This window comes from Kitasatospora papulosa (assembly GCF_000717245.1).
GTDB lineage: Bacteria > Actinomycetota > Actinomycetes > Streptomycetales > Streptomycetaceae > Streptomyces > Streptomyces papulosus.
This window is the reverse complement of the sequence record NZ_JNYQ01000015.1, coordinates 92716-116836: the sequence shown is the minus strand read 5'-3', so window position 1 is coordinate 116836 and position 24121 is coordinate 92716. Positions and strand designations below refer to the sequence as shown.

At 74.5% G+C, this 24121-nt stretch carries 5 protein-coding genes; all 5 read right to left on the bottom strand.

Features of this window, described 5'->3' with window-relative positions; all coding sequences use genetic code 11:
• Positions 1-23: 23 nt before the first annotated feature.
• Complete coding sequence (locus IA22_RS0129140; RefSeq protein ID WP_015579195.1) at positions 24-971, bottom strand: SUKH-3 domain-containing protein; 948 nt, start codon at positions 969-971, stop codon at positions 24-26.
• Complete coding sequence (locus IA22_RS37240) at positions 968-1138, bottom strand: hypothetical protein (protein WP_167337644.1); 171 nt, start codon at positions 1136-1138, stop codon at positions 968-970. The genes IA22_RS0129140 and IA22_RS37240 overlap by 4 nt, the downstream gene beginning before the upstream one ends.
• A 124-nt stretch (positions 1139-1262) precedes the next feature.
• Positions 1263-1724 (bottom strand): GNAT family N-acetyltransferase, encoded by a 462-nt coding sequence (locus tag IA22_RS0129130; RefSeq protein WP_030125321.1) that lies wholly within the window; start codon positions 1722-1724, stop codon positions 1263-1265.
• A gap of 57 nt (positions 1725-1781) precedes the next feature.
• A complete protein-coding gene (locus IA22_RS0129125) occupies positions 1782-9353 on the bottom strand; it encodes a non-ribosomal peptide synthetase (RefSeq protein ID WP_030125320.1) in 7572 nt (2523 codons plus the stop codon).
• Entirely contained in the window at positions 9350-23812 is a 14463-nt protein-coding gene (locus IA22_RS0129120) for a non-ribosomal peptide synthetase (protein WP_030125319.1), read from the bottom strand. Before IA22_RS0129120 ends, IA22_RS0129125 begins: the two co-directional genes overlap by 4 nt.
• Between the last annotated feature and the right edge of the window lie 309 nt (positions 23813-24121).

Below are 24121 nucleotides of genomic sequence, written 5' to 3'. Positions count from 1 at the left end.
GGATCCCCGACGGCGGACTCAGGTCACGACGAGGGGCGCCGGGCATGGCGCGCCAGGTCCTGTGAACAGGCGCGGACGGCCGCACGCACCCGGCCGACGGAGGCTCCCGCACCGGCGGAGAGCGAGAGTTCCACCATCGCCGGTTCCTTCGCCAGGTGTCCCGTGCGCACGGCGCAGCTGACGGAGGCCGGCGGGCCGACGGTCTTCGGCGGCGCGGACACCGCCACCTTCAGTTCCGCTCCCTCCGTCGTGACCTCCGCGGCCTCGATCAGCGCCTCCATCGCGGTCACCAGCGGTGTCGCGCTCTCCTCCAGCCGGCCGCCCGGCAGGCGGACCGTACGGTCCAGGGCGACCGGACCGATGCCGCGCAACGGCGTGACGGTCAGCCGCAGTCCACGGGCGCTGAACATCTGCCGGTGGTGCAGCACGTACACCGCCACGAGCGCGGTGCGTACGGCGTTGACGAGCGGATTCCCGTCCACCGCCGACGAGACGGTCCAGGACCACCTGCGCGCGGCCATCCGGTGCGGGGCGCGTCCCTCGGTCAACGCTGTGAGGCCCTGGCGGACGGTGTCACCGAGCTGCCACTGCTCTCCGTGACCGACGGAGAAGAGACGCCCCTCCTCGTCGACCGCGAGCAGTGCGTCGGCGTCGGTGCGGCCGAGGGGAAACATCCGGGATCCCGTGGTCTCCGCGAGCCGCAGCAGCGACGGGCGGGCGTGGCGGGCTTCCAGCGGGTCGATGACACATCCGGTGGGCGCCTCGTCCCGCCCCGGACCGACCGGCGGCAGCCGTAGGCCGTGGAACGTGCGCAGCGCCCGTTCGGCGGCCGGGAACACCGCCCACGCCGTGGCGTCCGCCGCCGGTCCGGCGAGCGCGACGGATCCGAGGACGGCTGACAGCGCCCGGTCCCCGACGTCACGGCCCTCGTACCAGCCGGCTGCCTCAAGTGCCTCGTCGCCGCGCGTCATGAGGTGATGACATCGTTGCCGAGCCGGCCGGGCGGCGCCGAGGGGAAACGGCGCACCTCGTGGGCGTCCTCGCAAGTGCCGTGGCGCGCGGCCTCGCCGACGCTCGGCCGTCCCACCCCGACCACGTCGAGCATCGTGTCGACGGCCTCAGGAATCGTGTACCCCACAGCGCGGTTTCTCCCGGTCGACCGATCATCGGTTCAGCCCACAGTGCGAGGAACAAGCATGCCATGAAGTGATCACCGCGCCGCCGCCCGTCCGGCGACGCGGCCCTGGTGCTGGGGGAGTTGGTCAGCCGGCCTCCCCCAGCACCAGCATGATGTGCTCGTGCTCGCCGTGCATGACCGTCCCGGCGCTCCGGAAGCCGTGTTTCTCCAGCAGCCGGACCGAACCGGTGTTCTCGGCGAACGGGTCGGCGAACAGGGGGCGTTCGGTCTCCTCGTCCAGGAAGAGCGCAAGGGCCCGGGTCCCGATGCCCCGGCCCCAGAACCGGCGGCCGAGCCAGTACCCGATGAAGCGCCGGTCCCCGTCCCACCACGCCACCAGGTTGCCGGCCAGCACTCCGTCGACGGTGACGGCACGCACGCGGTTGGACGGGTCCCCCAGCACCTTCGTCGTCCAGTGCTTCATGAAGGCCTCGCGTTCGCGGGGCGGGAAGTTCGACCGGCGTACGGACTCCGGATCGTGCTCCTGTGCGAGGAACACCTCCAGATCGTCCTGGACGACGGCTCTCAGACACACCTGTTCGGTCATGCCGACGGAGTCTGCCACCCGCCACCGACAATCCCGGGTGGCAGACGTCCGCGCCGTTCACCTCGCGGCCCGCACCCCCTGCGGCGAGGGCAGGAAGCCCGTCCCGTGGAAGTAGGTCAGATAGCGGGTCAGTACGTCGTCGGTCAGCGCGGGCAGGTGGACGCCGAGGGCAGCCGCGGCCTCGGCCGTCCGGCCGGAGTCGAAGCCGCGGTGGTCCGTCACCCCGTGACGTCCCCCTCCCGCTTCGCCGAGGAACAGCTGCGCCGCGTTGTCGCGCCGGGCGGCGACACGTGCCTGCCACTGCGGGGCCGGGACGGTCCGCAGCTCGTGTCCCAGGCGGGCGGCGACCTCGAAGACGCGGTCCAGGCCGGGCGCTTCGGGGTGGGTGTAGTGGTGGACCTCCGCGTCCGTCCGGCCGGACGTGGCGAGCGCCACCACGGCCGCGCTGACGTAGTCCACCGGTACCCAGTCGGTCGAGCCGTGCGGCAGGTCGGGCACCGCGCCCGCCTGGAGGCATCCCTTGATGAGCTGCCACAGGAGGTCACGCTCCTGGCAGGCGCCGGTGGTGGTGTCGCCGCTGATGCGGCCGGGCCGGTGGACGGTGACCGGCAGGCCTCGTTCGCGTGCCAGCCCGACGAGTTGCTCGGCGACCCACTTGCTCTGCGCGTATCCGTCGGGCAGGGCGGAGGGCGGGCCCGGCGGGGTCGACTCCGTGATGGTGACGGGGTCGGGGCCGGACGCCGGGGCGTAGACGCTCGTGGTCGAGATGTGGTGCAGGCCGGGTGAGCCGGAATCGGCGAGCAGGCGCAGCAGTTCCTCGGTTCCGGCCACGTTGGGGGCGCGCAGATCGCGGTACCCGGCCGCGAAGTTGACGTGCGCGCCGTTGTGGACGACGGTGCCGAGGCGGCGGACCAGCGCGTCCCGGTCCTCGGCGGACAGCCCCAGTCCGGGGGCGGCGAGGTCCCCGGGGACGGCGTGGACCAGGTCGGCGTAGCGGGGGCGCCACAGGCCGTACCGCTCCAGGTTGGCCCGCACCCGGTGTGCCGCGTGCTGCTCGTCCTCGGCGCGTACGAGGCAGTCGACGGGCTCGCCGGTGGTCTCGACGAGATCGCGCAGGAGGAAGGCGCCGAGGAAGCCGGAGGCGCCGGTCAGCAGGGGGCGGGCGGTGGGCCGGGCGGGCGTCCGGGTGGGGGCGGGCACGGGGGCCGGGCCTGGCCGCCCGGTGATGTCCGCGGCGAGCCGCACCTCGGAGAGGAGGTCCGGTGTGACGTCGTGGCCGGCGTTCTCCTCCCCCGCGCCGTCGTCCAGGAGGCGGGCCATGCCCTCGGCCGTGGGCGCGGCGAACACGGTCCGCAGGGAGGGGCGCCGGCCGCACCGCTCCTCGATCCGCTGAGCGAGGGTGACGGCGAGCAGGGAGTGCCCGCCGAGCGCGAAGAAGTCGTCGGTGACGCCCACTTCGGGTACGCCGAGGGTCTCGGCGAACACCTCGCACAGGGCCCGTTCGCGAGCGGTGCGCGGTGCCCGGCCGCCGGCCGGTACGGCATGGTCCGGTGCGGGCAGGGCGCGCCGGTCGGTCTTGCCGTTGGGTGTGACGGGCAGGACGCCGAGTCGCACGTGGGCGGCGGGGATCATGTGGTCGGGCAGGGTTCCGGCGAGGTGCGTGCGGATCTCGCCGTCGTCCGGGCCGTCCGCGCCGTCGGCGGGGACGGTGTAGGCGACCAGCCGCCGGTCGCCGGGACGGTCCTCGCGGACGACGGCGCAGGCCGCGGCGACGCCCGGCATCGCGGTGAGCGCGGCCTCGATCTCACCGAGCTCGATGCGGAAGCCCCGGAGCTTGACCTGGTCGTCGACGCGGGAGACGTAGACGAGTTGCCCGTCGGCCGTCCAGCGCACCAGGTCACCGGTGCGGTACATCCTGCCGCCGCCTCCGCCGAAGGGGTCGGCCACGAAGCGGGACGCGGTCAGCGCGGCCCGGCCGTGGTAGCCGCGGGCCACTCCCCCGCCGGCGACGTAGAGTTCGCCGGTGACGCCCGGGGGCACCGGACGCAGCCTGTCGTCCAGGACGTGCACGCGGGTGCCGTCGACGGGGACGCCGATGGGCACGGTGCGGTCGGGGGCGAGCGGTCCGTCCGCGTGCTGGAAGGTGCTCATCGTCGCGCAGACGGTGGTCTCGGTCGGGCCGTAGGCGTTGACGAGGAACCGGTCGGCCGCCCAGGCGTGCACCAGGGCCGGTGTGCACGCCTCACCGGCGAGGACCAGCGTCGTACCGGCGGGCAGTGAGTCCGGCGGCATCACGGCGAGCGCGGCGGGCGGCAGGGTGAGGTGGGTGACGCCCCGCTCGCGGACCAGGCCGGCGAGAGCGGGGCCGGGCATCAGGGCCTCGCGTTCGTCGATCTCCAGGCAGGCCCCGGAGAGGAGCCCCATGCACAGTTCCCAGAACGCGGCGTCGAAGCTGACCGACGCCGCGTGCAGCACACGGCTGCCCGGGGTGACGCGCAGCCGTTCGCGCTGGGTCCTGGCCATGGCGCCGGCACCCCGGTGGGTGACCACGACGCCCTTGGGACGGCCGGTGGAGCCGGAGGTGTAGATGACGTACGCGGGGTGGGCGGGGAGCAGGGCCGGGACGGGCCCGGCGGCCGGCCCGGCCGTCGGTGCGGAGTCCGTGTGGTCACCGGCGTACAGGCAGGGCACCGGGGTCTGCGGCAGCCGGCTGCGGACGGCGGGCGTGGTGAGGAGCAGGCGCGGGCGGGAGTCGTCGAGCATGTAGGAAAGGCGCCGGGCGGGGTAGTCCGGGTCGAGGGGGACGTACGCCGCCCCGGCCTTGAGGATGCCGAGCAGGGCCACGACGAGTTCGGCGGTGCGGGGCAGGGCGACCGCCACCCGGTCCTCGGGGCCGATGCCGCGCGCCGCCAGCCGGCGGGCGAGGGCGTCGGCGCGGCGGTCGAGCTCTCCGTAGGTGAGGGTGGTCCCGGCGTCGCGGACGGCGGGGGCGTCCGGGGTGCGCCGGGCCCACTGCTCGAAGAGGGCGGGGACGGTCGATCCGGGCCCGTCGTCGACGGGCCCCGTGCCCCAGGCCGTCAGGCGGGCGCGCTCGGCGGCGGTGAACACGTCGTACGTGCTCAGGGGGCGGTCCGGGTCGGCGGTGGCGGCGGTGAGCAGCAGGACGAGGCGTCCGGCGAGGCCGCGGACCGTGGACGCGTCGAAGAGTTCCGTCGCGTAGTCGACGGAGGCCCGCATGCCGTGGGGCGCACCGTCGTCGTCGTAGGTCTCGGTGAAGGTGAACGACAGGTCGAACTTGCTGACACCGGGGTCGACCGGGATGCCCCGGGCGGTGATGCCGGGCAGGTCGACCGGGGCGGCGGGGGTGTGGTTCTGGAGGATGAGCATGGTCTGGAAGAGCGGGTGGTGGTTCTGCGAGCGCGCGGGGTTGAGCAGCTCCACCAGCCGCTCGAAGGGAACGTCCTGGTGCGCGTACGCGGAGAGGTCGAACTCCTTCACCCGGTCGAGCAGTTCGAGGAACGTGGGGTCGCCGGTCAGGTCCGTGCGCAGCACGAGCGTGTTGACGAAGAAGCCGACGAGGTCCGCGGCCGCCTCGTCGGTGCGTCCGGCGACGGCCGTGCCCAGGGGTATGTCGTCACCCGCGCCGTGCCGGGAGAGGACAGCCGACAGTGCCGCCTGGAGCACCATGAAGACGCTGCAGCCGCGGGCCCGGGCCAGGTCCGTGACCTGCCGGGCGGTGGCGGGGTCGAGCGCGAAGTCGTGGGTGGCGCCGGTGTGCCGGGGCACGGCGGGACGCGACCGGTCCCAGGGCAGCTCGATCATCTCCGGCATGCCGTCCAACGCGGCCTTCCAGTGGTCGAGTTGCCGTGCGAGCAGGCTGTCGGGGTCGTGCTCGTCGCCGAGCAGGCGGCGTTGCCAGAGGGTGTGGTCGGCGTAGTCGACGGGAAGGTCCGTCCACTCCGGCGCGCCGGAGTGGACGCGGGCGCGGTAGGCGGCACCGAGGTCACGGGCGAAGGGGGCCAGGGAGGAGCCGTCGGCGGCGATGTGGTGGATCACGAGGACCAGGACGTGTGCGGTGGCGTCCAGGCGCAGCAGGGTGGCCCGGAGGGGCAGTTGGTGCTCGATGTCGATCGGCGCGGTCACGGCGGCCGTGATCCGGGCGGACAGGCGGTCCTCGTCGACGGCTTCCGCGGCGAGCGGGAGGCGGACGTCGGCCGGGGCGGTGATCCTCTGGTGCGGTCTGCTGTCGTGCTCGGGGAAGACGGTGCGCAGTGCTGCGTGCCGGCCGACGACGTCGTGGAGGGCCCGGCGCAGGGCTTCGGCGTCCAGCGGCCCGTCGAGGCGCAGGGCGAAGGGGATGTTGTAGGTGGCGGAGGGGCCTTCGAGACGGTGGAGGAACCAGAGGCGCTGCTGCGCGGAGGACAGCGGGAGCAGGGTGGGACGCTCCTGGGGCACGAGGGCCGGTCGGGCGGGACGGTCCGCGTCGCGCAGGACGCCGGCGAGCGTGGCGACGGTGGGGTTCTCGAAGAGGGTGCGGATCTCGGTCTCGGTGTCCAGCGCGGTACGGACGCGGCCGACGAGGCGGGTGGCGAGCAGGGAGTGGCCGCCCAGGGCGAAGAAGCTGTCGTCGATCCCGACGCGTTCGACGCCCAGGACGTCGGCGAACAGCCCGGCGAGGATCTCCTCGTGGGCCGTGCGGGGCGCGCGGTTTCCCGTGGCCGGCGCGGTGGCGGGCGCGGGCAGGGCGGACCGGTCGAGTTTGCCGTTGGCGGTCAGGGGCAGCGCGTCGAGGCACTGGACGGTGGCGGGCACCATGTACGCGGGCAGTCGGCGGCCGACGTACGAGGCGAGCAGGTCGGGGTCCGGGGTGTGCCCGGGGGCGGGGACGACGTACGCGGTCAGGGTGCGGTCGCCGGGCAGGTCCTCGCGGACCACGACGCACGCGGCGCGTACGGAGTCGTCGCTGCGGAGCACGGCCTCGATCTCGGCCGGCTCGATGCGGTGGCCGCGCAGCTTGATCTGCTGGTCGGACCGGGCGACGTGGTGCAGGGTGCCGTCGGGGTCCCGGCGTACGAGGTCCCCGGTGCGGTACATGCGGGCCCCGGCGCCGGAGAACGGGTCGGCGACGAAACGGGTGGCGGTCGGGCCGGGGCGCCCCAGGTAGCCGCGGGCGACTCCCGGTCCTGCGACGTACAGCTCTCCCTCGGCGCCGGCCGGAACGGGCCGCAGCGCCGTGTCCAGGACGTAGGCCCGCGCGCCGTCCAGCGGCAGGCCGATCGGGGGCACGCCGTCCGGGGCGCCGGGGCGGACGCGGTGGCGCGTGGCGAACGTGGTGGTCTCGGTGGGCCCGTAGACGTTGAGGAAGGCGGTTCCGGGGTACGCGGCGGCGAGGCTCTGGAGGAGGCCGGGCGCGGCGCTCTCCCCTCCGGAGGCGACCAGCCGGAGCAGGCCGAGGGCGCCGGGGTCGGTCTCGGCGACGACGTTGAAGAGGGCCGTCGTCAGGAAGGCCGCCGTCACGCCGTCGCGTGCGACGAGCTCGCGGAGCGCGGCGGGCTGGAGGACGCCCTCGGGGGCGACGACGACGCGGCCGCCGTTGAGGAGGGGTGCCCAGATCTCGAAGGTGGAGGCGTCGAAGACGTACGCCGAGTGCATCAGCACCGCGTCGGCCGCGCCGTCGCCCCAGGTCCGGTCGGCGGCGAGCGCGGCGATGTCGGCGTGGGTGACGCCGACGCCCTTCGGCAGGCCGGTGGAGCCGGAGGTGAACATCACGTAGGCGAGCCGGGCGCCGCCCGTGACGGCGGGGAGGGCTCCGGGGGCGGCCGGCCCTCCGTGCACGACGCGGCCCGACGCGTCGACGGTCAGTACGGCCACCTCGGGGCCCAGTCCCGCGGCCCAGGGGTGGGTGCGGGTGGTCCCGTCGACGATCAGTGCGCGCAGGCCGGCCACCTCGGCCACACGGGCGAGCCGTTCGGCGGGCCAGCGCGGGTCGAGCGGCACATAGGCGGCGCCCGCGCGCAGGGCCGCCAGGGACGCGGTGACAGTGGCGGCCGAGCGGCCCAGGAGGATGCCGACACCGTCCTCCGCACCGGTGCCGAGCCCGGTCAGGGCGCCGGCCGTCTCCTCCGCGAGGTCGCGGAGCCCCGCGTAGGTGAGCTGTTCACCGACGCCGGCCACGGCCACCGCGTCGGGGTGCCGGGCGGCGTGCCGGGCCACGGCGTCCGGGATGCTCGTCCCGGCGGTCGTGTGCGGGAGTCCGGCACCCTCGCCCAGCGAGAGCAGTGCCTCGCGCTCGCCGTCCAGGAGTACGGGAACGCTGTCGGCGCGCAGGCCGAGTCCCTGCGCCATCGCCGTCAGCAGGCGCCGCGTACGCGCGACCGTGCGGGCCACCTCGGCCCGGTCGAGCACAGCGGCCCGGTAGCCGAAGGTGATCTTCAAGGTGTCGCCGGGGGCGATGGTGAGGGTGAGCGGGTAGTGCGCCGCGTCCGTGCCGCTGAATCCGGTCACGGAGAGGCCGGGCAGCGCCTGCTGCGCGGTGCGCAGGGCCTCGGCGTCCATCGGGTAGTTCTCGAACACGGCGAGCGTGTCGAAGAGTTCGGGCAGGTCCGTGACGCCGCGTATCTCGGTCAGCCCCACGTACTGGCTGCCGAGGAGCCGGCCCTGTTCCTCCTGGAGCCGGGTCAGGAGCGTCGCCAGGGTCTCGCCGGGCTCCGGGCGGAGCCGCACCGGGACGGTGTTGATGAAGAGCCCGACCATCGACTCGATGCCGGGGATCTCCGGCGGGCGCCCGGAGACGGTGGTGCCGAAGACGACGTCGGGGCGCCCGGTGAGGTGTGCGAGCAGCAGGCCCCAGGCGCCCTGCACCAGGGTGTTGAGGGTGAGCCGGTGGTCGCGGGCCGTCTCACGCAGCCGGTGTGTCGTGGCCGCGTCGAGTTCGAGCACGAGTGTGCCGGGCAGCTCGCCGGGGGCCGGCACGTCGGTCCCGCCCCGGCCGGCGAGCAGGGTCGGTGCCTCGATCCCGGCCAGTGCGGTGCGCCAGACGTCCAGGGCCGCGGCCCTGTCCTGCTGGGCCAGCCAGGCGAGATAGGTCCGGTAGGGAGCGACGCGGGGCAGGGTGCTGTCGTCGCCGTGGTGTGCGTACAGCTCGAAGAGCTCGCGCACCAGCAGGGGCATCGACCATCCGTCCAGCAGGATGTGATGGCTCGTCATGACGAGACGGTGCCGGTCGGGTGCGGTGCGCACCAGGGTGAACCGCATCAGCGGCGGCGTGGCGAGGTCGAACCGGCGGGTGCGGTCGGCGGCGAGGAACGCGGCGAGGCGGTCCTCGACCGTCCCCGGGGCGTCCCCACCGGTCAGGTCCAGCTCCTCCAGCGGCACCGGCACCTCCGCGGCGACGGCCTGCACGGGCTCGTCCAGGTCCTCGTGGAGGAACCCGACCCGCAGGTTGGCGTGCCGCCGCAGCAGCCCGCCGACGGCGGCCCGCAGGGCGGGGACGCCGACGGGGCCTTCGAGTTCGAAGACGAACTGTGCGGTGTAGACGTCCACGGCGCGGGAGTCGTACAGCGCGTGGAACAGCATGCCCGCCTGTAGCGGTGTCAGCGGCAGTACGTCTTCCAGTCGGAACCCGGTCACTTGCGTCCACCCCACCTGTTCTGCAGTCGGTCGATCTGGGCCTGGTCGAGCGAGACCAGGGGAAGGTCGGACGGCGTCCAGCCGCCCGCGTCGGGCCGGTCGGCGTGTTCGGCCGTGGCGCGCAGCGCCCGTGTGAACGCCTCGGCCAGGGCCTCCACGTCCTCCTCCTTGAGGAGGTCGCTGGGCCAGGTCCAGCGGATCACCAGCCGGGGGCCGTCCGGCAGGTCCTCGGTGTGCGCGTTGATGTCGAGGACGTGGTGGACGGGCATGTCGGGGTCCTGTGCGCGCGGGCCGCCCGCGTCGAGCAGCACGTCCCAGTCGGCGCCCCCGCTCACGGAATCCTGCGGGGAGGCGTACCGGCCCAGGTAGTTGAACCCGATCTGCGGGTCGGGCCCGGGAGCCAGCCCGGCGCGGGTGGCCGGGTTGAGACGGCGCAGCAGGCCGTAGCCGACACCGTGGTCGGGAAGGGCGCGCAGCTGTTCCTTGACGCGTTTGAGTGCGCGCTCGACCAGTGCGGCGTCGAAGCGTCCGGGGTCGCGGGCGTCGACGGGTCCGGGGTCGAGCCGGACCGGGTAGAGGCTGGTGAACCAGCCGACCGTACGGGAGAGGTCGAGGTGTTCGGCCAGCTGCTCACGGCCGTGCCCCTCCAGGTCGAGGAGGACCGCGGTGCCGGCGGGCCGTGCCCCGCCGGCGGCGGCCGCGCGTTCGGCGCGCCAGGAGCAGACGGCGAGGGCGAGGCCCGTGAGCAGGACGTCCTCCACCCCGGCGTGGAAGGCGGCGGGGACCGTGGTGAGCAGGGGGTTCGTCCAGGTGGCGGGCAGGTGGGTGGTGAGGGTGCGGGTGCGGTCGGCGGTGTCCCGGTCGGGATCGAGCGGCCGGTACCCGAGCTGGGGGTCGGGGGTGCTCAGCACCCCTTGCCACAGCGGGAGTTCCGCCTCGCGTGCGGCCTCGTGCGCCTGGGTGGCGAGGAGCCGCGCCCACTCCCGGTAGGAGGTGGTGGGTGCGGGCAGCGCCGGCGTCCCGGGGGTGCGGGGGACCTCGGTGACGGCCCGCCAGGCGGCGGCCAGATCGGCGGCGAGGATGCGCCAGGAGACCGCGTCGACGGCCAGATGGTGCACGACCAGCAGCAGTCTCCCGCGCGTCCGGGGCCCGGCGTCGCACCAGACGGCCTCGACGACCTCTCCGCGCGCGGGCCTCAGCCGTCTGCGGGCCTGTTCGCCCGCCTCGGTGACGGCGGCGCGCACCGCGTCGGCGTCGAGTCCGGCGACGTCGACGCGGGTGAACCGGTCCCGGGCGCTCACGGAGCCGGGCGGCAGCGCTTCCAGGAGAGGGGCGCCGTCGGCCGGGCGGAGGACGCGGAGCCGGAGCGTGTCGTGGTGGTCCAGCACGAGTTGCAGGGCGGCCACGAGGGATTCCGCGTCGGCGCCCGCGGGCGTGCGCAGCACCCCGGACTGGTTGTAGCCGTCGGTGGTGCCCGGCCGTTCCAGGAACCAGGCGGCGATGGGAGTCAGGGGCATCTGTCCGGTGCCCTGCCCGGCCGGGACGGCGGCCGCCCGGCCGAGCTCGGTGGCGACGGCCGCAATGGCCTCGGGCGTGCGGTGGACGAAGACGTCGCGCGGGGTGACGCCGAGGCCGGCCTCGCGGACCCGGCTGACGAGCTGGATGGAGAGGATGCTGTCACCGCCGAGCGCGAAGAAGTCGTCGTCGGTGCGGACGGCCGGGGTGCGCAGCACGGAGGTGAACACGTCGCACAGGACGCTTTCCCGTGCGGTGCGCGGCCGGCCTCCCGGCCGGGTGGCCGCGGGGCGCTCGGGTGCGGGCAGGGCATGCCGGTCGGTCTTGCCGTTGGGCAGCAGCGGCAGGGCGTCGAGCGGCACGTGGACGGCGGGAACCATGTAGGGCGGCAGGAGTGCCGTGAGCCGGGCGCGCAGGTCGGCGTCGGTGAGGTCCGTGGCCCCGTCGCGCCGGTCGGCGACGGTGTAGGCGACCAGTCGCCGCTCGCCGGGCCGGTCCTCCCGGACGAGGGCGCAGGCGGCGGCGATCCCGTCGAGGGAGGTGAGGGCGGCCTCGACCTCGCCGAGTTCGATACGGAAGCCGTGCAGCTTGACCTGGTCGTCGGCGCGGGAGACATAGGTGAGCAGGCCGTAGGCGTCCCGCCGGACGAGGTCGCCGGTGCGGTACATGCGGCTCCCGGCCGGGCCGTACGGGTCGGCGACGAACCGCCCGGCGGTCAGGCCGGGGCGTCCCAGGTAGCCGCGTGCGAGGCCGTCGCCCGCGACGTAGAGCTCGCCGGTGGCGCCCGGCGGTACGGGCCGCAGTCCGGCGTCCAGGACATGGGCGCGGGTGTTGTCGACCGGGCGTCCCAGCGGCACGGTCCCCTCACCCGCGGAGGCGTCGGCGTCCCCGGCGTGGTGGTGGTGGTGGTGGGCGGTCGCGTCGATCGTCGTCTCGGTGGGCCCGTAGAGGTTGTGGACCTCGGCGTGCCAGGCCCGTCCCACCCGTTCGGCCAGCGTCCGGGTCAGGGGTTCGCCGCCGCAGAGCACGGCCCGCAGCGTCGTGGGAGCCTCGTCGGCCCCGGTCTCGGTGAGGACGACCGCGAGGTGCGAGGGGACGAACTGCGCGACGGTCGTGCCCGCGTCGCGCATCCGCGCCAGCAGCCCCGCGGGGTCGTGGTTGAGTGCGGGCGGCACGAGGCAGGTGGAACCGCCGTGCAGCAGCGTCAGCCAGGTCTCCCAGACGGAGGCGTCGAAGCTCGGCGACGTACGGGCGAGGACCCGGTCGTCGTCGGTGAGGCCCAGGTGGTCCGCCATCCACGCCATGTGGTTGGTCAGGGCGGCGTGGGTGGCGACGACGCCCTTGGGGCGGCCGGTGGAACCGGAGGTGTAGATGACGTACGCCGCGTCGTGCGGGTCCGGCACGGCGGCGGGCGGCCCCGCGCACCCGGTGGACCAGGCGGCCCGGTCGTCGAGTGCGAGGCAGGGCACCGCCCCGTCGTGGGCCGCGGTGCGCGCGGTGCCGTGGGTGAGGAGCAGGGCCGGACGGGCGTCCTCGATCATGTGGGCGACACGCGCCTCGGGGTACTCCAGGTCCAGCGGCAGGTACGCGGCGCCCGACTTGGCCACCGCCAGCATCGCGACCACCTGGTCGGTGGTGCCTTCCAGGGCGAGGGCGACGAGGTCGCCGCGGCCGATGCCCCGGCTCCACAGGTGGTGCGCCAGATCGTCGGAGAGGGCGTCGAGTTCGGCGAAGGTGAGGCGGTGCGTGCCGTCCAGCACGGCGACCGCCGCCGGGGTCCGCGCGCACTGTGCGCGGAACGCGTCGGGCACCGTGCGTGCCGCGGTCGGCCGGACGCGGCCGTGCGCGGCCCGTTCGAGGTCGCGCCGCTCGGCGGCGTCCAGGACGTCCACCGCGTGGACGCGCAGGCCGGGGTCGGCGGCGAGCGAGGCGAGCAGCCGGGTCAGCCGGTCCGCCAGGGCGTGCGCGGTGGCGGGGCCGAAGAGTTCGGTGGAGAACTCCAGTACGCCGTCGAGGCCGGCCGCCCCTCCCGTGCCGTCGTGCTTCTCGGTGAAGGTGAAGGTCAGGTCGAACTTGCTGATGCCGGTGTGCACGGGCTGCTCCGTGACCGTGAGGCCCGGCAGGTCGATCACCGCGTCGGCGTGGTTCTGGAGGACGAGCATGGTCTGGAACAGCGGGTGGTGGTTCTGCGCCCGGACCGGGTCGAGGGCGTCCACCAGCCGCTCGAACGGGACGTCCTGGTGGGCGTACGCCGCCAGGTCGAACTCCCTTACCCGGTCCAGGACTTCGACGAAGGAGGGGTCCCCGCTCAGATCGGTGCGCAGCACGAGGGTGTTGACGAAGAAGCCCACCAGGTCGTCGAGGGCCTCGTCGGTGCGGCCGGCGACGGCGGTGCCGAGAGGGATGTCCTCACCGGCGCCGTGCCGTGAGAGGAGCACCGACAGGGCCGCCTGGAGCACCATGAAGAGGCTGCAGCCGCGGGCGCGGGCCAGTCCCGCCAGGGCGCGGTGCGTGTCCGCGTCGACGGGAAAGGCGAACGCGTCGCCGCGGTGCGCCGTCACGGCGGGCCGGGGGTGGTCGTAGGGCAGGTCGAGGACGTCGGGGGCGCCCGCGAGCGCCGTGCGCCAGAAATCCAGCTGGCGGGCCGCCTGCCCGGCGGGGTCGTCCTCGTCGCCGAGCAGCGCGCGCTGCCAGAGGGTGTAGTCGGCGTACTGGACGGCGAGTTCCGTCCAGGGCGGCTCCACACCCTCGGCGCGGGCCCGGTAGGCCGTGCCGAGGTCGCGCGCGAGCGGGGCGAGGGACCAGCCGTCGCCCGCGATGTGGTGGACGAGCAGCACGAGGACGTGGTCCTCGGCCTCCAGCCGCACCAGCCGTGCCCGTACGGGGATGTCGGTGCCGACGTCGAAGGCGTGCGCCACCTCGGCGGCGAGGACCTCGTCGAGACGGTCGGCGGGGGTGACGCGGGGCGTCAGGTCCAGGTCGGCGCCGTCGGCGTCGAGGACCAGCTGACGCGACACGCCGTCGGTCTCGGGGAAGACGGTGCGCAGGCTCTCGTGGCGTCCCACGACGTCCGCGAGGGCGCTCTCCAGGGCTTCCGCGTCGAGCGGGCCCCGGAGACGGAGCACGAGCGGCACGTTGTACGTGGCACTGGGCCCTTCGAGCCGGTTGAGGAACCACAGCCGCTGCTGGGCAAAGGACAGCGGCATCGGGTCGGGGCGGTGCGGTGCCCGCTCCAGCGGCGTACGGGCGGCCGCGGCGCCGTCCAGCACGGCGGCCAGCGCCGCCGGTGTCGGGTGCTCGAAGAGGGCCTTGACCTGGACCTCCGCGCCGAGCGCAGAGCGGATGCGGGCGACGAGCCGGGTGGCGAGCAGCGAGTGGCCGCCGAGGGCGAAGAAGTCGTCGTCGGCGCCCGCGGCGTCCAGCCCGAGCACGTCGGCGAAGAGCCCGCACAGGATCTCCTCGCGGACGGTGCGGGCGGGTCGCCCGCCGGCCGGCGCGGAGTGGCCGGGTGCGGGCAGGGCACGCCGGTCCACCTTGCCGTTGACGGTCAGCGGCAGTGCCTCCAGCAGGACGAACGCGGAGGGCACCATGTAGGCGGGCAGGGACCGCCCGACGGCCCCGGCGAGGTCGCCCGGTTCGGGGCGTGCACCGTCCGCGGGCACCACGTACGCGACGAGCCTCCGGTCGCCCGGGGTGTCCTCCCGTACGACGGCGAAGGAGTCGGCCACGCCCTCGCAGCAGGCCAGCACGCCCTCGATCTCGCCGAGTTCGATGCGGTAGCCGCGCAGTTTCACCTGCCCGTCGGCACGGCTGACGTAGGCGATCTGTCCGTCGTCGGTCCACCGGACGAGGTCGCCGGTGCGGTACATGCGTCCGCCCGCCGCGTCGAACGGGTCGGCCACGAAGCGTGTGGCGGTCAGACCGGGGAGCCCCGTGTACCCGCGTGCCACGCCGCGTCCCGCGAGGTACAGCTCGCCCACGACGCCCGGCGGGACCTGACCGAGGGACCCGTCGAGGACGTACAGGCGCATGCCGTCCAGGGGGCGGCCGATGGGCGGAGGCCCGGAGGGGAGGTCCGCCGCCACGTCGTGGCGGGTGGCGAAGGTGGTGGTCTCGGTGGGCCCGTACACGTGGAGGACCCGTACGCCGGGCGCGGCGCCGGCGATCCGCTGCATCGCGTCCGGCGAGGCCAGTTCCCCGCCGGCGCAGACGAGCCGGAGGCCGGCGAAGGCGCCCGGATCGGTCTCGGCGATCACGTTGAACAGCGCGGTCGTCAGGAAGACCGCGGACACCCCGTCCTCCCGGACGGCGTCACCGAGTGCCCCTGCCTCCAGGACCCCGTCCGGCGCGACGACGATCCGCCCGCCGTTCAGGAGAGGAGCCCATATCTCGAAGGTGGAGGCGTCGAAGACGTACGCCGAGTGCATCAGTACGGCGTCGCCGGCGCCGCCCTCCCAGGCGGAGTCGGCGGTGAGCGCGGCCACGTCGGCGTGCGTGACGCCGACACCCTTGGGCAGACCGGTGGAGCCGGACGTGAACATGACGTAGGCGAGCGCTCCGGGACCCGGGACCGGGGCGGGCCGGGCCGGCCTGCCGGGCCCGCCCCGCAGGACCCGGCCGAGCCGGTCGACGACCACGACCGGTGTCCGGCGGGCCGTGTCGGTCACCCAGGGGGAGGCGGAGGCGTCCTCGTCGACGACGAGGACCCGCACGTCCGCCACCCCGGCGGCCTGGTCGAGCCGTTCCTCCGGCCAGCGCGCGTCCAGCGGGACGTAGGCGCCGGACGCCCGGACCGTCCCCAGGGACACCGACACCACGGCCGGTGACCGGGCGAGGAGCACACCCACCCCGGACTCGGGGCCGACGCCGAGACCCGCGAGGGCGTGGGCGAGGTCGTCGGAGATCCCGTCGAGTTCGGCGTACGTCAGCGTGGCGCCCCCAGCCGTGACGGCCACCGCGTCCGGGGTGCGGAGTGCCTGGGCGGAGAAGAGGTCGGGCAGGGTGGCGTCCGGGTCCGCGGGCAGACGGCGGCCGGTCCCCCAGTGGGTGACCCGGGCGTGCTCGTCGGCCGCCATCAGGCCGTATGCGGCCACGGGCCGTCCGGGGTCGGCGGCCACCTGCTCCAGAAGGCGGACCAGGCGGGTGGCGAGCGTCTCGGCCGTGGACCGGTCGAAGAGGGCGGTGGCGTACTCGATCCCGGCGGTGAGGCGGCCCCCGCCCGCTCCCTCGGCCCCGCCGCGCTCCTCCGTGAAGGCGAAGGTGAGGTCGAACTTGCTCAGGCCGTTGTGGACGAGCCGGTCCTCGACGAGGAGGCCGGGCAGATCCGGGCGGGCCGTCTCCTGGTTCTGGAGAACCAGCATGGTCTGGAAGAGCGGGTGGTGGTTGCGCGCCCGGACGGGGTTGAGGCTCTCGACGAGCCGCTCGAAGGGCACGTCCTGGTGGGCGTACGCGGCGAGGTCGAACTCCCTTACACGTACGAGGAGTTCACTGAAGGTCGGATTGCCGGTCAGGTCCGTCCGCAGCACGAGCGTGTTGACGAAGAAGCCGACCAGGTCCTCCAGCGCCTCGTCCGTGCGGCCGGCGACGGGTGAGCCGAGCGGGATGTCGTCGCCCGCGCCGTGCCGGTGCAGCAGGGTGGCCAGAGCTGCCTGGAGGACCATGAACAGGCTGCTGCCCGACTCACGCGCCAGGCGCAGGAGTCCGCCGTACACGGGGGGCGGTACGTCGAAGGTGTGGACGGCGCCACGCGGATCGGTGGTCGCGGGGCGCGGCCGGTCCAGCGGCAGGTCTATCAGTCCGGGCAGGCCGTCGAGGGCCGTGTGCCAGTGGTCGAGTTGCTGCCGCAGCACGCTGTGCGGGGCCTCTCCGTCGCCCAGGGTCTCGTGCTGCCAGAGGGTGTAGTCGGCGTACTGGAGAGGGGCGGCGGCCGCCGGCTCGGGCCGGCGGCCCTCGACGCGGGCCCGGTAGGCGTCGCCGAGGTGGCGGGCGAGCGGGGCGAGGGACCAGCCGTCGCCCGCGATGTGGTGCAGCACCAGCACGAGGACGTGGTGCTCCGGTGCGGGGCGGAGCAGCAGGGCGCGCAGCGGCAGGTCCGTGAGGACGTCGAACGGCTCGCGCACGGCGGCCAGGACGGCTTCCTCCAGGTCGCCGGGGGCCGTGGCGACGGCGGGCAGCGGGATCGCCACGGTGTCGGCGGGCAGGATCAACTGGTGCGGTACGCCGTCCCGTTCGGGGAACAGGGTGCGCAGCGCCTCGTGGCGTCGTACGACGTCGTGCAGGGCGGACCCCAACGCGGCGGTGTCCAGCGTGCCTTCGAGTTCGAGGACGAGCGGGATGTTGTAGGCGGAACCGGGCCCTTCGAGCCGGTTGAGGAACCACAGGCGCTGCTGCGCCGGGGACAGCGGCATCGGATCGGGCCGCCGTTCGGCCCGCACCACCGGCGGACGGGTCGGGCCCGGTGTCCGGAGGGCCCGGGCGAGACCCGCGACGGTCGGGTGCTCGAAGAGGGTGCGCACGGCGATCTCCGCGCCCAGGACGGCGCGGACCCGGCTCACGACACGCATGGCCAGGAGCGAGTGGCCGCCGAGGTCGAAGAAGCTGTCGTGCGGTCCGGCAACGGGTCTGTCCAGGACGTCGGAGAAGATCCCGGCGAGCAGGTCCTCCTGGACGGTACGGGTGCCTGTGCCGGCGGGGACGCCCGCGTCCGCACCGGGTTCGGGCAGGGCGCGCCGGTCCACCTTGCCGTTGGGCAGGAGGGGCAGTTCGTCCAGCACGACCACGGCACCGGGCACCATGTAGTGCGGAAGGCTCGCGGCGAGGGCGTCCCGCAGGTCGGCGGGGCGCGGATCCGGTCCCCCGGTGACCGCGTAGGCGACGAGCGTGCGGTGGCCGGGTGTGTCCTCGCGGATCACGGCGCGGGCGGCGGTGACACCGGGCCGGGCGAGGAGCGCGGCCTCGACCTCACCGAGCTCGATGCGGAAGCCCCGGAGTTTGACCTGGTCGTCGGCGCGGGCGACGTAGTCGAGCAGACCGTGCCGGTTCCACCGTACGAGGTCGCCCGTCCGGTACATGCGGGCGCCCGAGGTGGCGAAGGGGTCGGCGACGAACCGGGCGGCGGTCGTGCCGGGCCTGTCCAGATAGCCACGGGCCAGGTTGGGACCCGACAGGTAGAGCTCGCCGGTGACACCGGGCGGCACGGGCCGCAGCCGGGGGTCGAGGACGTAGGCGCGCATGGTGTCGACGGGAAGGCCGATCGGCACGCTCTCGGACGGCGTGCGGGTGTCCTCGTGTCCGTCGGCCCCCCGCGGAACCGCACGGTGGGCGGTCGCGTCGACGGTCGTCTCGGTGGGCCCGTACAGGTTGTGGACCTCGGCCCGCCACAGACCGGCGACGTCGTCGGCGAGGGAGCGCGGCAGCGGCTCCCCGCCGCACAGGACGGCGCGCAGCCCGGGAGGGGGCGCGGCGTGCGCGGCCTCGGTGAGGACGAGGGCCAGGTGCGAGGGCACGAACTGGGCGAGGGTGACGCCGAACCGGTTCATCCAGGAGACGAGGGTGCCGGGTTCCCGGTTGGCCTCCTGCGGCAGGACGCACACCTCGGCGCCGTTCATCAGCGGGAGCCAGATCTCCCACACGGAGGCGTCGAAGCTGGTGGAGGTGCGGGCGAGCACCCGGTCCTCGGGGGTCACCGCGAGGTGCCCGGTCATCCAGGCCATGTGGTTGGCCAGCGCGGAGTGCGCCACGACCACGCCCTTGGGGCGGCCGGTCGAACCCGAGGTGTAGATGACGTACGCCGGGTCCGCCGGGTGGGGCGTGTGCGCGACGGGCACGGCCGCCCCGGGCAGCCCGGCACCCGGGTCGTCGAGGGCGAGCCACGGTACGTCGCAGTCGGGCAGGGACGCCCGGACGTCCGCGGTGGTGAGCAGCAGGACGGGGCGGGCGTCGTCGAGCATGTGCCGGATGCGGGCGGGCGGATACTGCGGGTCGACCGGCAGGTAGGCGGCGCCGGAGCGCAGGACGGCCAGCATGGCGACGACGGTGTCCACGGACGGGGGCGCGGCGAGGGCCACCCGGTCCTCGCGGCTCGCGCCCCGTTCGCGCAGGGCGTGGGCGAGGGCGTCGGCTCGGGCGTCGAGCTCGGCGTAGGTGAGGCTCGTGTGCGCGTCGCGCACGGCGACGGCGTGGGGGGTGCGCGCGGCCCATTCCCGGACCGCCTCGGGCGCGCTCCGGACGGGCAACGGCCTCTCCGCTCCCCGTCCTTGGCGCAGGACGAGGTCCCGCTCGCCGGGGGCGAGGGGGTCGAGGTCACCGATCGTGCGGTCGGGGTCGGCCACCGCCAGGGTGAGGACGCGGGCGAGGCGGGCGCAGAGGGCGCGGGCGGTTCCGGCGTCGAAGAGGTCGGTGTCGTACTCCAGGTAGCCGCCGATGCCGGCTGCCTCGCGCTTGGAGCCCTGCTCGTCAGGGATGCCGTCGTCGGTGAGCTCGGTGAGCGAGAACGTCAGGTCGAACTTGCTCACCCCGGTGTGCCGGGACCGGTCGGTGACGGTGATGCCGGGGAGACCGAGTTCCGCCCGGTCCTGGTTCTGCAGGACGAGCATGGTCTGGAAGAGCGGGTGATGGTCACCGGAGCGTTCGGGGTTGAGCGCCTCCACGACCCGTTCGAAGGGGATGTCTCCGTTGCTGAAGGCGGCGATGTCGAACTCCGCGACCCTTCGCAGGAGTTCGCGGAAGGTCGGGTTCCCTGACAGGTCGGCCCTCAGGACCACGGTGTTCACGAAGAACCCGACCAGATCGTCGAGTGCCTCGTCGGTGCGCCCGGCGACCGCGGCTCCCAGCGGGATGTCGGTCCCCGCGCCGTGGGCGTGCAGCGTGACCGCGAGCGCCGCCTGCAGCACCATGAACGGGGTGCACCCGGCGGTGCGGGCGAGCCGGGTGAGTGCGGCGTGCGCGGGAGCGGGCAGGTCGAAGGGGACCGCGTCGCCCCGGTGGCCGGCGACGGCCGGGCGGGGGCGGTCGAGCGGCAGGTCGAGCAGATCGGGGGCACCGCGCAGCGCCTCCCGCCAGAAGGCGAGTTGGCGTGCGGCCAGGCTGTCGGGATCCTCGTCGGCGCCGAGCATGTCGCGCTGCCAGAGGGCGTAGTCGGCGTACTGCACCCGCAGGGCCGGCCACTCCGGGGTGTCCGCGCCCGCGCTCCTGGCACGGTAGGCGGCGCCGAGGTCCCGGCTGAGCGGGGCGAGGGACCAGCCGTCCGCGACGACGTGGTGGAGGACGAGCAGCAGGACGTGGCGGTCGGGGCCCGGACGTAGCAGGTGGGCGCGGACACCGACGTCACCGCTGAGGTCGAAGGGCACCGCGGACAGGCGGCGCACCGTCTCCTCGGCCCAGACGTCGGCGTCCACTCCGGACGGGCAGTCCTCGGTGACGAGGGGGACGAGCGTGGCGGCGACCGACGCGTCGAGGATCTCCTGGCGGGCCGTCCCGTCGTGTTCGGCGAAGACGGTGCGCAGGCTCTCGTGCCGGGCGACCACGTCGGCCAGGGCACCGCGCAGGGCGTCCGTGTCCAGGGGGCCCTCGAGTTCGAGGACCAGCGGGACGGTGTAGGTGTCACCGGGCCCTTCGGCCCGGTTGAGGAACCAGAGGCGCTGCTGCGCGTAGGACAGCGGCACCGCTTCGGGCCGTCGCCGCGGGGTGAGGGCCGGGCGGGCCGTCGCGGTGGTGTCGAGGGCGGAGGCGAGGGCGGCGACGGTGGGGTGGTCGAAGAGGGTGCGCATGGCCAGTTCGGCGCCCAGGGCGGCCCGGACCCGGCCGGTGAGACGGGTGGCGAGCAGGGAGTGGCCGCCGAGGGAGAAGAAGTTGTCGTCGATGCCGACGGACTCCACCCCCAGGACGTCCGCGAACAGTCCGGCGAGGACCTCCTCGTAGGCGGTGCGCGGCGCACGTCCCGTGGCGGTGGCGGCGCGGGGTGCGGGCAGGGCGCGGCGGTCGACCTTGCCGTTGGCGTTGAGGGGCAGCGCGTCGAGCAGGACGAACGCGGACGGCACCATGTACGCGGGCAGCGTGCGTCCCACCCGGCGGGCCAGCGCCGCCTCGTCCGGCCGGGTGCCGGGGGCCGTGGCGAGATACGCGACGAGACTCCGGTCGCCGGGTATGTCCTCACGTACCAGGACGCACGCGGCGCGGACGTCCGGGTCGGCGAGGAGCGTGTTCTCGATCTCGGCGGGCTCGATGCGGAAGCCGCGGAGTTTGACCTGGCCGTCCGCGCGCCCGACGTACTCGATGTCACCGCGCGCGGTCCAGCGCACGAGGTCGCCCGTCCGGTACATGCGGCCGCCGCCCGCGGCGTACGGGTCGGCGACGAAGCGGGTGGCCGTCAGCGCCGGGCGGCCCTGGTAGCCGCGGGCGACGCCCCGGCCGCCGACGTACAGCTCCCCCACCACGCCGGGCGGCACCATCGAGAGGGAGCCGTCGAGCACGTGGAGGCGCATCCCGTCCAGGGCCCGGCCGATGGGCGGCACGCCCGGCACGCCCGCGACGACCTCGTGGCGGGTGGCGAACGTCGTGGTCTCCGTGGGCCCGTACACATGGAGGACGCGGGTGCCGGGTGCGGCCGCCGCCACCTGCTGCATCAGGTCCGGGGTGGCGGCCTCGCCCCCCGCGGCGACCAGTCGCAGTCCGGCGAACGCCGCGGGGTCGGCCTCGGCCACCACGTTGAACAGGGCGGTCGTCAGGAACAGGGCGGTCACCCCGAGCCGGGACACCGCGTCCTCCAGGGCCGGCGCGTCCACGGCGCCGGCGGGTGCGACGACCACACGGCCGCCGTTCAGGAGCGGTGCCCAGATCTCGAACGTGGAGGCGTCGAAGACGTACGCCGAGTGGAGCAGCACCGCGTCGCACACCCCGTCCGACCACGCGGAGTCGGCGGCCAGCGCGAGCACGTCGGCGTGGGTGACGCCGACCCCCTTCGGCAGGCCGGTCGAGCCGGAGGTGAACATCACGTAGGCGAGCCGGTCTCCACGGAGTACCGGCGGCAGCGTCCTGGCCGGAGGCGGGGCGTGGCCGACGACGCGGCCGAGCGCGTCGACGACGGTCACCGGCAGGGTGGCGGCCGCACGCTCGGTCCACGGCAGGGCGGCGGCGGCCTCGTCGACCACCAGGGCGCGGACGCCGGCGACCCCCGCCACCCGGTCGAGCCGTTCGGCGGGCCAGGCCGGGTCCATGGGTACGTACGCGGCTCCCGCCCCGACCACACCGACCGTGGTGGTCACCACCGCCGCGGAGCGGCCCACGAGGACACCGACGGCGTCCTCGGCACCGATGCCCGAGTGGGCGAGGAGGGTGGAGAGTTCGTCCGCGGTCCCCGCCAGCTCCCGGTAGGTCAGTGCGGCCGCGCCGTCCACGACCGCCGGGGCGTCCGGGGTCAGCCGTGCCTGCGCGCCGAAGGCCTCGGGCAGGCTCACGGGAGCCGTCCCCCCGGCCGGCAGTGCCGCGCCGCGTCCCTGGGCGAGCAGCGCCTCGGCGGCGGCCGCGTCGACGAACGGCAGGTCACGCAGGAGCGTTCCGGCGTCCGCCTCGGCCAGGGTCGTGAGGAAGGAGAGGACGGCCTGCTGGAGCAACCGTACGTCCTCGGGGTCGTACAGCTCCGCGTTGGCGTCGAATCCGATCAACGGGCCCTGGCTCTCGCCCCGTTCGGAGACGAAGAGCGAGACGTCGCCGACCGGGCCGATGGACAGCACACGGGAGGGGGCGGGGCTGCCGGCGAAGTCGAGGTCGTAGTCGTAGCCCATGATGTTGACGACGACGTCGGTGAGGTGGGACGCGCCGTCCGTCATGTTCAGCTCGCGGGCGAGCTGTTCGCGGGAGAAGCGGCGGTGGCGCAGGGCGCCGCGCATCTCGTCGGCGGCGGCGCGCACGAGGGCGCCGACCGTCATGTCGGCGGTGACGCGCAGCCGGAGCGGCAGGATGTTGGACGTCATGCCGACGATGTGCCGGAGCCCGCCGTGACGGCCGTTCGAGGCGAGCCCCACGGTCACGTCCTGGGCCCCGCCGACCCGGGCGACGTAGGCGGCGACCGCTCCCACGAGGGCCGCGGTCCAGCTGGTGCGGTGGCCGGCCGCGAGACCGCGCAGCGCGTCGAGCACGGCCACGGGCAGGGTCTCGCCGGTGTGCATCCGGACCTCGGATCCGGCGGGCGCGGGGGCGTCGGTGCGGCGGCGTACGAGGGCGGTACCGCCGCGCGCGTGCGCCTCGCCTGCGGCATCCGCACCCGCGGCGTCGGTCGCGGCGGCGTCCGCCAGGTCGGCGAACCTGCCGGTCCAGTAGGCACGGTCGGCCTCGTAGCGGTCCGAGCCGAGGTACGCCGCTTCGTCGGCGACGAGGTCGCGCAGGGGTGCGGCGGCGGGCAGCTCCGCCTCAGCGAGGTCCTCCCCGCGCGCGGCGCGCCCGTAGAGCTCGGCCACGGCGCGCCCGAACACGGCACCGCCGAGGCCGTCGACGGCTATGTGGTGGAAGCGGACGTACCAGTAGTGCAGCCGGGGGCCGAGACGCAGCAGCGCGAAGTGGTGGCGCGGGGCGTCGAGGCGGTCGACGGTCGACATGTCGTCGGCCATGTAGCGCTCGGCCGCGGCGACCGGGTCGTCGGTGGCGGACAGATCGACGGCACGGATTCGTCCGGTGTCGGCGGCGGGGCGGTGCACGACGCGCTGACGCACCGTCTCGCCCCGGACGACGAACTCGAGGTTGAGGCTGTCGCAAAGCGCCAGGGCCCGGGCCAGAGCGGCGGCGAACAATTCCTCGTCGAGGTCACCGTGGATCTGGAAGCATTCACCGATGTTGTATTTCGGACTGCCCGGATCGACGAGTTGCCCGTACCAGACGCCCTGCTGTGCCGCGGTCAGTTCGAGAAGCTCATCGGGAACCACGCCGGTCGGAATCGAACGGATTTCGTGCATGCCGGTCCACACCTTTGGGGAGAGATTTCGGGGACGGTGAAGAAGGGCCGGATCGAACCGGCCGCGCCAGTGCACCGATCATCGACGCCGGAGCCGGCGCAAGCGGAGAAGGAACATCGCCACACCCTCTTCTCCGGGGCGCGGCCAGGATCCCGCGGCGAGGGGCTCACCCGCCCACGGGATATCACGTCGTCTTCGCCCACCGAGGGCGTCGTCACACAGCCCATCGATGTTTTATGAACGCCACATGAAGGCAGCGTGAGCACTGTCGAGTAAAGCGTGACCGTGACTGATCAAACCTGATCGAAT